The 14,459-nt window shown below is 43.9% G+C and carries 7 protein-coding genes; 1 reads left to right on the plus strand and 6 read right to left on the minus strand.

Features of this window, described 5'->3' with window-relative positions:
• Positions 1–326 precede the first annotated feature (326 nt).
• The 6 genes from IJE10_10365 to IJE10_10390 all read right to left on the minus strand — a co-directional run bounded on the left by IJE10_10365 (position 327) and on the right by IJE10_10390 (position 11,049).
• Complete coding sequence (locus IJE10_10365) at positions 327–3,188, minus strand: S-layer homology domain-containing protein (GenBank protein ID MBQ2968508.1); 2,862 nt, start codon at positions 3,186–3,188, stop codon at positions 327–329.
• An 18-nt stretch (positions 3,189–3,206) separates the two neighbouring features.
• A complete protein-coding gene (locus IJE10_10370) occupies positions 3,207–6,077 on the minus strand; it encodes an S-layer homology domain-containing protein (GenBank protein ID MBQ2968509.1) in 2,871 nt (956 codons plus the stop codon).
• Between the two features lie 118 nt (positions 6,078–6,195).
• On the minus strand, positions 6,196–8,238 hold the full coding sequence (locus tag IJE10_10375; protein ID MBQ2968510.1) for a DUF4838 domain-containing protein: 2,043 nt from the start codon (positions 8,236–8,238) through the stop codon (positions 6,196–6,198).
• A 17-nt stretch (positions 8,239–8,255) separates the two neighbouring features.
• Complete coding sequence (locus IJE10_10380; GenBank protein MBQ2968511.1) at positions 8,256–9,110, minus strand: AraC family transcriptional regulator; 855 nt, start codon at positions 9,108–9,110, stop codon at positions 8,256–8,258.
• Positions 9,097–10,266 carry an N-acetylglucosamine-6-phosphate deacetylase gene (nagA, locus tag IJE10_10385; GenBank protein MBQ2968512.1) on the minus strand — a complete coding sequence of 390 codons (1,170 nt, stop codon included), beginning with the start codon at positions 10,264–10,266 and terminating at the stop codon, positions 9,097–9,099. The genes IJE10_10380 and nagA overlap by 14 nt, the downstream gene beginning before the upstream one ends.
• A gap of 9 nt (positions 10,267–10,275) precedes the next feature.
• Positions 10,276–11,049 (minus strand): glucosamine-6-phosphate deaminase, encoded by a 774-nt coding sequence (locus tag IJE10_10390; GenBank protein ID MBQ2968513.1) that lies wholly within the window; start codon positions 11,047–11,049, stop codon positions 10,276–10,278.
• A 177-nt stretch (positions 11,050–11,226) separates the two neighbouring features.
• Between IJE10_10390 and IJE10_10395 the strand changes: the two genes are divergently transcribed.
• A complete protein-coding gene (locus tag IJE10_10395) occupies positions 11,227–14,286 on the plus strand; it encodes a family 16 glycosylhydrolase (GenBank protein ID MBQ2968514.1) in 3,060 nt (1,019 codons plus the stop codon).
• Positions 14,287–14,459: the final 173 nt, after the last annotated feature.

The raw sequence follows: 14,459 nt of genomic DNA on the forward strand, positions 1-14,459 counted from the left end.
CAGAGTGCGAAAAAGGAAGTTATATTTTGACAATTTGAATTCGTCGGCGTACAAAGGTACGGTAGAGTTCAAATTGGTAAAAAGCAAGCAATGGAGCGGAATCCTCGATGGATTCCGCTCCATTTAACATCAGTTCGTTCCTTAAGATTCTTTAGGGGTGCTGTCCAAATCTTTGATTTGGCTAACAGTCCCCTATGCAACAGTGTTCTAAATCTCTGATTCGGGCAACGCCACTGCCACTTCACTTCGTTCGTTCAGAATGACATTGCTTGCGGTAGAACGACTTTTTCGACGGTCTGAAAGGATGCCAAGGCATCCTCTTTTCATTATTTTATAGGTACAAGCTTGATGCCGGAAGCACGAGTGGTAAGTCCCGTGCACTTGATGCGTAAAACATCGGTTGCGGTAAGCTCCGCTTCGCCGATTTCAATCCAGCCTGCATCCGCTTGAACACCATCAAAGGGAATAAGCGCCACAGAGCCGACAACCGATTCGGTACCGTCTGCCTTTACAAGCAGAATATTTTCCTGGTTTTTGTTGTTTACATGGGGCAATCTCCAGTAATAAACCTTGTATTTACCCGCCTTTATACCATCCGGCTTAAAATCTGCATAGTCACCGCTTGTCTGGGAGAATTTATGATATGTTCCCTGATAATTGGGTGCAGCAGACGAATCTTTCCAGTCACCGACATACTCCGGAGCAATGATAATTTCGCCCGGTTTGCTTTCATTATCCACCTGCTGTGTGTCTATGCTAACTGCCGCAACACCATTGGAAGCTGCTGCCGACATCGGCTGATTGAAAAGGGTTCTTTCGGGGTTTTCTGCATCAGCTTTGGTCTGCCATACACGAACATAATCTACAATTTGTGCCGTGCCGTGGGCATCATCTTCAATAGAGCCTGCCCAACTTAAAACGGCAGAAGACAAGTACGGGAACAGCGGAATATGGGCATTTGCGTTGGTATATCTTGCAATTTCCATACCGTCAAAATAGTAAATCAATTCCGCTTCCGTCCATTCCAACGCATAGGTATGATAATCCTGCGACAAATCATAGCCTGCACGGTATGCTCTTGTGTTGGATTTATGCTCACCTGTTTCATAATGATGATATGTGGGACACACTTCATTGGGATAATGTCCCTCGTTGATATCAATTTCAAAGTTTTGTGTGCTGTCCGAAACCAGTCTCGGATGTGTCATCAGCCAGAATGCGTTATTCAAACCGTTTGCGGCACAAATTTTGTATCTTGCTTCAAAATAACCGTAGCTCTGGCGGAACACATCGGGTTTCACCCACATATGTGCGGTAGTCCATTCTTTATCGGCTTTCTTTTCTTTTTTGGTGAGCATATAAAGACTTCCGTCTTTCACTTCTAAGTTTTCGGGACCTCTTGTGGATTTAATACCACCGCCATAGGGATATTTATCCGATTCCCAAACATCAAAGTTCACGCCATCGCCCAAGAACTCGTCATTAAAAGTCATAACCCATTCTTTGTCAGACGGAGGGCCTGCCCATACAAAGCTCTGCATAAACCGCTTTAAGATAACCGCGCCCTGCGCTCTTGTTGCGTTTTCCATAGGCGATACAGTAGTATCGGACGTACCCTTAATAATGCCTGTCTGAATTAAGTATTTCAGTGCGTCTTTTGCCCAATCCGAAACGGATACAGTATCGGTAAAGTCTGCCCAACTGTCGGGCAATGTTTTTACCCACTCGTCATTTCGTTTGGTCGCTTTGATAGCATTATAGGTAAAGAGAGCCATTTCCTCACGGGTAATGGGTTGTTCGGGCTTAAAGCCGTCATCGGTCGGTAATCCATTTAAAAGTCCGTTTGCCTTTGCGGTTGCAACGTAAGGCGCATACCAGGCATCTTGTGCTACATCTGCAAAAGATTCGTCGTTTACCATTTCATATTTCATGGCACGGTCTAAAATGGTTACATATTCGGCTCTTGTAATTTGCGCTTCGGGGTCAAATTCAGTTTCCGAAACACCCGAAACAAGACCTTCATTTGCCATATATTCCACATCGTAATGTGCCCAATGGTCTTTCATATCGGTAAACTTGTCTAAAGATGCCATATTGGCTTTTTGCGCCAGATACACAGATTCGCTATCCTGACGGGGTGTTACATAACGGGTTTGCCATACCGCTGCGTTACTGTCGGGGTTGGACACATCGTCGTTTATAATCTCAAAAGCAACGGTAGATGCGCGTGTATTGGTGTTTTCCGTACCGGTTCCGGTACATTCTAACAGCACATAATCTTCACTGTTGCCGCCAAAATCAAAAGTACCTAAAGTTACCCACTGACTTTCTGTGATAGATGTGGGATCTAAATGAAATTCATCTTTTTTGCCGTTGTGGAATACGGTGTATTTTACATCGGTCGCCTGATTTGCCGACCAGTAAAGCAGATAAACAGAGATACGCACATTGCAGTCTGCCATAATGTCGGGATTGTACTCTACATAAGCCTCGGGACCTGCACCGGGAACCCACAAGGAGTTTGGTGCCTGTGTCAAGGGGCCTAAAACCGCAGAAGACCAGCTCCAGGGTCCGATAAACACACATTTCCCCATTGGATCTGCATCAATTTCGTTGGAAAGGGATGCGTCACCGGGGGTTGTTGCTTTCTGTTCTTCTTCCATTTTACCTGTTGCCTCCTTATCGGTTGGTACAAATTTTACAGCTGTCGCGCGCGTGTTGTTTCCTCTTGCAGTAAGCAACACATTTTCGTCACCCGAACCTGCAAAATCAAACACACCAATGGAAACCCAGCCGGGTTCTACCGTTTCATCCGTAGCAGTTTGTGCATACACAAATGTTTCGGATTGCTTACCGTTGTGGTTGACCGTAAACACCAGCTTTGCCGCATTGTTCACATGAAAAGGTACCCAGTAATACAGTTCATAATTGCCTTTTTTCAAGCCATCGGGCGCAAAGGTTACCGACGCTTCGGGACTTGCAAAGAAATTAGAAGAACCATCATAATTTTTGATTGCGGTAGACTCGGTCCAATCGCCTGTTTTCTCTGCCTCCTTAACCGAAACAATGATTTCCCCCTTAAAGGTTTCACTTACAATTTCCTGCTCCGACGCTTTGCTTGCTGCAAACACGGGCAAGCAAGAACAAAGCATTAAAATGGTTAAAATCGTTGCAATACATTTTTTCATCGTTATCCATCCTTTTTATTATTTTATCGGTACAAGCTTAATGCCCGAAACCCTGGAAATACCGCTTACATAATTCAGCCGCAAAATATCTTTGCTTGTAAGGTCTGCTTCGCCGATTTCCACCCAACCCGGCTCTGCTGTTGTGCCGGGGTTTGGTATAAGTGCCACAGAGCCCACAAGTTCTTCGGTGCCGTCAGGCTTTGCCAGGAATATATTTTCCTGCGGTTTGTTGCTTTCGTGCGGTAAGCGCCAGAAATAAATCTTGTATTTGCCTGCCTTGATACCGTCTAACATAAAGTCTGCACGGCTGTCTTTTCTCTGGCAGAACAAATGGCCTTGTCCTGTGTGCCCCGGCACTGCTATAGAATCCTTCCACTCACCTGTTGTTACGGGCGCAAGAATGATTTCACCCGGATAGGTGGTGTTGTCTACAATCTGTTTATCAATAAACACACCCTTGATACCTGCAAATTCTGCAGGCACAACCGGTCGGTTAAATGCCGTTTTATTCGGATCGTTTACATCTTCGGGTCTTTGCCATACACGCACATAGTCAACAATCTGTGCACTGCCGTGTGCTTCTTCCCCTGCGATGGAGCCTGCCCAGCTTAATACTGCCGAGGACAGATACGGGAACAACGGAATTGTTGCATTTTCGTTTTTGTATCTTGCAATTTCCTTATTGTCAAAATAGTAAATCAGCTCATCGGGATTCCATTCAAGTCCATAGGTATGATAATCTTCCGACAAATCATAAGTCGCTCTGTAGGGTTTGGAATAGGAATTATGCTCGCCCGTATTGTAATAGTGGTAAGTGGGACAAACTTCGTTGGGATAATGCCCCTCGTTGATATCAATTTCAAAATTCTGACTGTAGTCCGAAACCATTGCCCCCGAGGTCATAAGCCAGAACGCGTTGTTGATACCGTTTGCCGCACAGATTTTGTAGCGGGATTCAAAATAACCGTAAGCCTGACGGAATACTTCGGGTTTTACCCAAATGTGTGCCGTTGTCCATTCTTTGTCGGCTTTTTGTTCTTTTTTGGTAATCATATGCAAAACGCCGTCTTTTACTTCGACATTATCAGGACCTCTTGTGGAAGAAATGCCGTTGCCGTACGGATAATTATCCGACTGCCACACATCATAATTCAAGCCGTCACCGAAAAATTCATCGTTAAAAGTCATAACCCATTCTTCGTCTGTCGGCGGACCTGCCCATACAAAGGACTGCATAAAGCGTTTTAAGATAACTGCACCTTGGGCTCTTGTTGCATTTTCCATAGGTGACACGGTGGTATCGGATGTACCTTTGATGATACCTGTCTGAATCAAATATTTAAGCGCTTCTTTTGCCCAATCGGACACAGATTGGGTATCAGAGAAATTTGCCCAGCCGTCGGGCATAGATTTTACCCATTCATCGTTACATTTGGTTGCTTTTATGGCATTATAGGTAAAGAGTGCCATTTCCTCACGGGTGATGGGCTGTTCGGGTTTGAAACCGTCATCGGTGGGCAAGCCGTTTAGGAGTCCGTTTGCCTTTGCGGTTGCAACGTAAGGGGCATACCAGCTATCCGCCGAAACATCTGTAAAGCTGTCTCCGTTTATAATTTCGTAACCCATTGCTCTGTCTAAAATGGTCACATATTCAGCTCTTGAAATCTTAGCTTCGGGGTCAAAGGTATCGTCCGAAACACCCGAAACAAGACCTTCAAACGCCATATATTCCACATCGTAATGTGCCCAATGATCTTTCATATCCGCAAACTTGTTCATAGGTGCCATCAAGTAGGTTTGCGAAACATAAACAGATTCGCTGTCCTTATCGGGCGAAACATAGCGGGTTTGCCAAACCGCACCGGGGTCGTCTGCATTTTTGGCATCATCATTCATAATTTCAAAAGCCACGGTGGATGCGCGGGTATTGAAGTTTGCTTCTTCACTCTTTACACATTCCAAACGCACATAATCTTCATCGTTACCTCCGAAATCAAAGGTACCCAAAGTTACCCACTGACTTTCGGTGATGGAGGTCGGGTCTAAATGGAATTCGTCTACTTTGCCGTTGTGATACACTTCGTACTTAATATCATTCACCTGCGACTGTGGCCAGTAAAGCAGATAAACAGACACACGCACATTACAATCAGCCAAAATTTCGGGACGGTATTCTACATACGCCTCAGGACCTGCGCCTGCAATCCACAAGGAATAGGGCGCAACCGTCATAGGACCTGTAAGTGCACCGGAATAATCCCACGCACCAACATAGTAACAATGTCCCGAAAGGTTAGAATCAATGGAATGGGAAAGCCTCGCCGCACCCGGCTCTGCCTGTTCGGGCGCCTCTTCTTCAACAGGAATTTCTTTGCCCAGCGCTTCCTTGGTGGTGGGTACAAATTTCACCGCTGTTGCACGGGTGTTGCCCTCTAACGCTTTCAGATACAGATTTTCCTTGCCTTTGCCCGCAAAATCAAACACACCGAGAGACACCCAGCCTGCTTTTTCCTCTTCCCCTGCATCAATTTTAAAATGTGCATAGGTTTCGCTTTGTTTGCCGTTGTGATTTACGGTAAAATGCTGGGTTTTGTTGTTGGGATGCAATATTACCCAATAGTAAATCTCATAATTTCCTTTCTTCAAGCCTTTGGGTGTGAAAGTAATTTCCGATTCTGGACCTGCAAAAGCGGTCGGCTTGCCGTCGTAATTCAAAAGCCCCGATTCTTTCCATTCCCCTGTTTTTTCTGCCTGGGTATGGGAAACAATGATTTCGCCATCAAAGGCTTCTTCTGTCATTTCCTGCTTTGCACCGTCGCTTGCCGCAAACACGGGCAAGCAGGAGCAAAGCATACACAAAACAAGTAGAAAAGCTATACTTTTTTTCATATTTCATCCTCCTTTTTTTCATAATACACTATATCCATTTGTTTGTATTTGGAAAATATTAAACTTTTTTTGTACAATAGTAAATATAAACACCCCGCATTTTTAGCAGGGTGCAATTTTAAACAGGTAAACCTACTTTAATGCGATATTTCATACATTTAAAATACTGTTCTTTAAACTGTGAACGTTCAATCATATCCTTACAGCAAAGCTCTATATTGTCTAAAGAATTGATGTATGTTAAAGGCATATAACGGTCGGTAAGCTTGATAACAAGTGCATCCAGCTCTGCCCAGATTTCGTTACCGCTTTCATTATGCAAAAGCGCATCATAATACTTTAAAAACAAGCCTTCAAGCTGTATTAAATCTCTCCCGTATTCAATCAGTCGCACACTCTCGTTAAGCCGTCTGCCAAACACGTCTGTTCTGCGCTTGTAAAGCTCTACGGGATTTACCGCTTCTTTTAAGGAAGCCACATACGTTGTGCCGAATCTTAAGAAATGTTTTTTGCGGATATTCTGAATTTTTTCGAGTGCTTTGGTGTAGTTTAAAACACTTTTTTCAGCCTCGGCTATGGCTTTGCCCTTTAAATGGTCGTCAAGCGGAAATTCCTCTTCCGGCTTTGTGCCGTCCCAGTAACGCATTTTAATCAGCACACAATCGTTTCGGAACGAGCGAAAGCTTGTGATGAATTTGCAAGCCTCTTCACAAAGCGCATATACCTCTTTCATATCTTCTGCCATGTCGCCGTAGCGGTCTTTAAAATAAGTTTCTTCCAATGCAGAAATGTCAGCGTTTACATCATTGCAAAGAGTTGCGTATGTAGTCTGCGTGAGATTTCTTAATCCCCATTCTAACATAGGCAGATGCATATAGGTCATACCGCGCACACCCAAATCATAATAGTGGCGGATATCATGTGCCATGGTTTTGGTGAAAAGAAGAGGCATATCCTCAAATTTAGATACATTGTAGTATTCACCAATCATAATCGGAATGTCCTTCCAGCCCTTTAAATAATCCTCATAGTAGCTGTTTATGGAGCAGTCTGCATCATCAAAGGTATGAGCGTAACACCGCAGAATCGGATAATACACAATATAATCCAGTCCGTCGCTGATGATGTTTTCGGGGATTGGATTTTCAGGTGGCTTTAAGGTATCTGTACCCTCGTAAGAACAAAGAACAAGCCGCACATTGCGGTCTAAAACCTTTTCGTCCACCGCCCTGTTGATGCGTTTTCGCAAATGCGAAATTAAATTTAGCGCTCTATCCGAGCCGTTACCAAGTTTTTTACAGTTCTCACACTGACAGCTCTTTGTCCAGATGTCAAGAGGCCAGATATCCACACGGTCAGCCTCGTACCATTCACGGTTTAAGTATTCTAACAAATCATCTGCCAGGAAATCCAAAAGCGATTCGTTGCTCATACAAAACTGTGTCCAGAGGGCATTTTCCTTTGTTCTTTCGCTCTCGTAATCCAGGCCGTACCACTCATTATGCTCTTCCCAGAGGGTTTTACCGCTTTTTAACACACGGTCAGGATTTAAAAAGGTATCAAACACATGTCCACCCATTTTAAACTGCATGCAAAGCTTTTTCTGTAATGCCGCAGTGTGCGGACGGTAACAAGAAAGATTCATTTTGTTTCTTGCCATCCATTTCCACAGCTTTGTGGAATCCTTTAAAAGTCCTTCAAAATCAAAACCGCGTCCTAAGGTCATAGATGGCGTAAATTCGATTGGTTTTTCGGGAAGAATCAGCTTTTCAACCGCCGAAGGCACGATTTCATCCTCGGGATTTAACCAGCGAATCCCCTGTAATTTCAGAAAATCATACGCTCCGTACAAAACGCCGGCTCTGCCGCTGCCGCAAATCAAAACATCACCGTCGGTAACGGAAATTTTATAACTCTCACCATCAGATAAAACATCGTCTGTTTTTAAAAAAATGTTTATTCCTTTCCCTTTTTCTGCCGAAAAAGAGGTGGAAAAGCCAATTTTTTTCAAATAAGTCAGGAGTTCGGTTGCCGCATAGCACACGGTACAACGGGTTGCTCTTTTCTTTTCAAAACGGAACCTGATTTCCTTTTCTTCGTTTGCCCAAAGATAAAGATTGGTTTCTGCCCCTTCATAAGGAACCACTACATGAACATTCATATATCCACCCCATTTTTTCACATTGGTTTTGCAAGCTCGTCCAGTTCACCGGGCGAAAAGCCTTCGTATTTTTTAAAGGTCCGGATAAAGTTTGCATAATCCCGAAAGCCCGATAAAAAGCAGGCTTCTTTTACGCTTTTACCCGAATAAAGATACTTTTTGGATTCGGCAATTTTACGCAAGGTCAGATACTGTTTAATCGTCAGCCCCGTCTCCTCTTTGAAAAGACGGTTTGCGTAGTCGCCATTTACAAAAATACGGTCAGTAATTTCCGAAACCGAGGCCGTTTTAAAGCTTCGCTCGATTTGTTGCATCACTCTGTCACAATAATTGATTTCTTCCGTATCTATATACACTGTCCGCTTTGGATTTTCGAACCGTTTTTGCAAAAAGGACAAAATATTCACAAACACAGAAAGACCTGTTAAGCCATCTTCATCCTTTTCCGCCTCTTTATAAGCAGAAATAAGCGCCATATATTCCTCGTGCTGTTCTTCGGTTAAGTTTACGGCTCTGTCTTTTTTTGTCGGGTCTGTGATAAACGAAAGGTCTGTCTGCACGGGACATAAAACCCCGACCAAATCCAAAACCGATTCGGTAAAGTTTATAATGCACCGTTCATACTCCACATTTTTCCGCACAAGCACCTTATGCGCCTGCACTCTTGGGATGATAATCAAATCTCTGTGTCCGCAACGGAAAAACTCACCGTTTAACATAAACCCCTTTGCACCACTGATGTTATAGTACACCTCATATCCGCTATGCAGATGCGGAATGTTATTAATAAAACTCAGTTCCTTTTTGCAATGCGAAACTTCAATATCTTTTTCCACACAAATGTAGCTTGGATTTCTTTCAATCATGTTCATACACCGTTATTCCGTTAATAATTGTTTTATCAATCACAATATTTTCATCAAAAATAACAATATCGGCATCTAAGCCTTCTTTAATATCCCCTTTTGTGTCAAAGCCCATGATGCGTGCAGGGGTTTTGGTTGCCATATACACCGCTTCTTCTGTGGGAATTTCCATTAAATCCCGAACGGTGCGCACCAGTCTGTCACAAAGACACACACTTCCTGCAAAAGCGGAACGGTCCAAAAGCTTTGCAACGCCGTCTTCAATTACGACCTTCATGCCGTCCTTTAAACCGCCCAAAATGCTCTCGCCGTCTCCCATCCCTGCACCGCGCATGCAGTCGGTAATCAGAGCGATATGATCTCTGCCCTTGATTTTATAAATGAGCTTCAGCAAATCCTGCGGAAGATGAATACCGTCGCCGATAATTTCAACCGTCATGTCATCAATCAGGTATGCCGCTTCTACAATGCCTGCATAACGGAACGCATTTTTCCGATGTACAATGCTGGTGCAGGAATACAGATGGGTCACATGAGTAAAGCCGTTTTCAAAAGCCTCACGCACGCAGATGCTGTCCGCATCACTGTGTCCGATTGCGGCAAGTACGCCTTTTTTCCGAAGATATTCACCAAATTCCTTTGCACCGTTTTTCTCGGGTGCACCGCTCCAACGCAGGACAGAATCCGAGGAAGACAAAATTGCTTCATATTCTTCCGGGTCAAAATCACGCACAAAACGTTCATCCTGTGCACCTTTCTGACTCATGGCAAAGTATGGACCTTCTAAATGAAGCCCCGGCATATTTGCACCGCTGTGCGGTTTGTTCTTTAAGCTGTCAAAGGTTTTGATGGCATTTGTCATGCTTTCGTTTGAGCCTGAAGTAATGGTGGGCACAATAGTGGTTGCACCATGCTCAGCATGCACTCTGGCAGCGGTAAAAAAAGCTTCTTCCGTATTATCCAAAAAGTCACAACCGCCCGCGCCGTGGGTATGCATGTCAATAAAACCTGCAGACACATATTTTCCCGAAGCATCTATGACAGTATCGCAAGGCAAGTCTTCTTTTGTAACTGCTGTAATTTTGCCATTTTCAAAATACACATTGCTGTCTAAAAGCTTACCGTCTGCAATCACTTTTCCGTTAGTAATTTTAGTAGTCATGTTCTCACCTTATTTCAACAAATCAGCAATAAGTGCACTGCTGTCCGCATCTAAGTACATAATGGAATTGTCGTTTACACGCATTGCGGTTGCAGGGCATTTTTCAGAAATTTCGCCCGTTACCGTTTCCTTAACGGCATTTGCTTTGGTGGGTGCAGGAACTACACAGAATTTATAGGTTGCCTTCATTAAGGTCGGAATGGTAAGGGTCATTGCATATTCGGGAACCTGATTCAGGCTTTCAAAGCAACCATCATGCACCTGCTGGTTACGGCACATTTCATCAAGGCTAACGCGTTTTACCGTTTCGGGGTCATTAAAGAACGCCACATGGGGGTCATTGAATGCAATGTGTCCGTTTTCACCGATACCCATGCAAACGATATCTGTGGGATGATCCTTTAAAAGCTTTGTGTATCTTGCACATTCCTCTTCCGCGTCGGTTGCCGCAGGATTGATTAAGTTTACGGATTTAAAAGGAACCAAATCAAAAATATACTGCTTTAAGAAATTGCTGAAGCACTGGGGTGCATCGGCAGGCAAACCAATATATTCATCCATGTGGAACGCATTGATTCTGTTCCATTCAATTCCCTCTTCACGCACCAGATAATAAAGCATATCGTTTTGGGACGGTGCTGCCGCAAAAATCATATTGATTTCTTCCTTTTCTGCAAGCAGCTTTTTAATGCATTCTGCTACATCTTTTGCGGAAGCCTTACCCATTTCATCGCGGTTTTCAAACGCGCGAACGTCCAATTTGTCAACAGTTAAAGTTTTCATATTTTCTTCTCCTTATTTTATACTTACTTATATAATACCTCAAAAAAAAGCAAATTGTCAACATTTAAAATTTTGTAAGTCGGTTTTCGCAACAAAAACCGTTTTTTTGCTTTTTGAGTTGACAGTTGCAACAAGATACAGTATAATAGGTTTACAACAAAAAAAGGATGGAACCATATGAAAAGACTATTATTGATTTGCATATTTTGCACCCTGCTTTTTGGTACATTGCAAGCCATAGCAGCACCGCCAAGCACAGACTATGAATTGCTTCTTGCAGATGAATTTGATGGAGATGCCTTGGACACAACAATCTGGGACTGGCGCTCAGGTACGCCTTATGGCGGTCCGAATCTTGCCGAAAATGTGCGTGTTAAAAACGGAATGCTGTACTTGGATTACCGAAAAGTGGACGGACTTTATTCAGGTGGCGGTGTAATTACCAATTTCAATCTGCCCTACGGCTACTATGAAACCCGTGCCAAAGTTTACGGCGGCACAGCGGGTCTGCATTCGTCGTTTTGGATTTCGGGTGGAAATTCTTTTACTACTCGTCCCGAAAATTATCCCATGAACAATACCATACTGGAAATTGACGGCTTTGAAATTGATTCTCATGCGCCTGCCCGTCTTTCCCACGGTACGATTTACTGGTGGAACGAACGGGAAGGTCGGTTCCGCGACTATTATACCGAGCAGGATTTCAGCGAAGATTATTTTGTGATGGGTATGGAATGGCTACCCGATCGGGTAAATTTTTACTTAGACGGCAAGCTGATTAACACCGATGACCGTTTAAATGTTTACGGACCGGGATATTTCTGGCTGACTGCGGTGGCAACTCCCGAAAGTGACTGGGGCTTACAAAACATGATTGACGATTCCAAAGCAGATGAAACGGGCTATTTCGGAAGCTCGGAATACGATTATTTCCGCTACTATCAGATACCTTTGAAAAATGAGAATTTGCTTGGTAACGGCAATTTTGAATATGACCGTGCAGGCAAAAGCAGATATCCCTTTTGCTACATAACCAAAGAAAATACTGAAGCCTCCCATGTCATAAGAACCAAAGAGGCGTATGAGGGGTTATACTGTCTGCGTCACGCAAGCACTACTCCTTATTCGGTATTTTCAGGGCAGGAATTTAATTATTTGCTGAGCGGCAATTACACATTTTCGGGCAAATTTAAAGCAACAGGCGATTTTACTAAGGCACGCATGGTGATTTATGACAAGGACGGCAGTGTAATCGCCCAAAAGAAAATCCCTTCCGCGGAAGAATGGATTTCGCTCACTTTAAACGATGTTTATATTGACGGATATGCCTATGTTGCAATTGAATCTGCATCAGAGGGCAATACCGAGCTTTTAATCGATGACCTTTCCTTTTATGCCACATTCGGCGATGAATATCGGTTGCAGAACTCTCCAGACTATCTGCTTTATACCGGAACAAAATCCTCGCTTTTAACTGCCATGCATGACGAAGGCTTAATTTCCTACGAGGAAATTACAGAAAAAAGCGAAAACTGGAGCGACAATTCCTCTTTAACCACCGACAACATGTGGGCCGGTCAAGGCAATTACGCAATCTGGGAGCTTCCGGTTACCAAAGCAGGTACCTACAGTTTGGACATTCACTGTCTTTATGCCGATAACAATGCCACAAGCATGCAATGCAGTGTCTCGGTAAATGGCGGTGAAACCACGGTACATACCGTGCCTACCAACACCGGTAAGTCCTACTACTATCATTTAGGTACCTTAGAGCTTCAGGAAGGAGACACAATCACGGTTCGGGCGGATGCGACTATGCCAAAAGCCACACGTCTTTCGCACCTTCGTCTGATGCCCATTTCGCAGTATAACGCCTACACCGCTTTAACCTTTTTGCCGGACGAAAATACATTTTTGCATCTTGGCGAAATCTGCGAGTGGGGCGAGTTTTCTCCGTACAAGCAGGATGGGAAATACTACCTGCCATATGCCAAATTAAACGAAGCCTTGGGATTAAACATAAGCATACAATCCGATTACATAGACCAGGATACCCTTGCCGAAAACACCCCCTATCGTCTGACAGATTCAGGGAATATGGTGCTGCTCAGTACATCGCAGGATGTTTTTGACGATTCGGTTTTAGCTTTTTGCCGTATCGAAACGAAAAAGGCAAACATCTCTCCCACCCCTGTTACTGCAACCCTTTTGGAAAGCGACGTGTCCGGTGGCACAGTCTACACCTTTTCGGATTCCTTTTCGGCCGGAAACTGGAAAGACTCTTCTTTAGACAACGGCTCCAAATTCTCTACAGGAAACGCGGTTGCTTTGTGGGAATGCACCGCACCGAAGGAAGGCACCTACGCACTGCAGTTCCGTTCGGTTCATCATGACAATTCCACACCCTTTGCCGACATTGATGTTTTAACCGATAAAAGCTTTAAACGGTATACCATAAACCAAAGGGACTCGGAAACAGGATGGTATGGTGTCGGCACTTATGATTTAAAAGAAAATGAAAAAATAGTGATTTCGCTGACAAACGGTATGCCATATAGATGCTTACGCGCAAAGGAAATTCGTCTGGTACCCATCAGCAGTGCACTTCCGCCATACATGGGGAACGAAACCATTGAAGACGCAGTTTTAATCCCATTTGACAGTGCAGAGACAGCAGGCAACTGGACCAACTCATCTATCGGCAACAGCTTTACGTCAAACGCAACAGATGCAAAAGCAACCTTTACCTTTACCATACCGCAAAGCGGCAGATATAATGTTCAGATTTTTTCGGCAAGCCATACAAACGGACCTCAAAGCGCAAGTATTTTGTATACAACCGACGCCGATTTCAGTCTGTTTTCCATAAATCAGCAAACCGCAGATACCGGCTGGTATTCGGTGGCAACCCGTTACTTTGAAAAAGGCGAAACCGTTTCTGTTTCGTTCCGTAAAACAGGCTCGGGCTATTTACGAACCCGAGATATCCGCTTAGTTCCCGTTCCGCATGAACCACTACTTCTTCAAAGTGACACAGATGTTATTTTGGGTTTGAAAAACCACATTCTCCCCTGCGATACGGTTTTATTGGGTGAATATGATCAAAACGGACACCTGGTTACGGTTAAGTCCGCCCCCTCCGCTTCTCCGGTACAGTTCGAACTTGAAAACTCCGAAAATCAATTCAAACTGTTTTTCTGGGACAAAAAATTTACTCCGCTTCTGGAGAATAAATAAAAAAAAGGGGCTGTAAATTTATTACAGCCCCTTTTTTTAGGGAATAGGAAAAAATGTTTGGAATGGACAAACTGAGCCCAAACCGCGTTGCATCGCGGTTTGGGGTTACCCGAAGGCGTACAAAGGTACGTCGAGAGGCGAAGTTTGTTCATAGCAAAAACGCATTTATCAAA

The organism is Clostridia bacterium (assembly GCA_017410375.1).
Classification (GTDB): Bacteria; Bacillota; Clostridia; order RGIG6154; family RGIG6154; genus RGIG6154.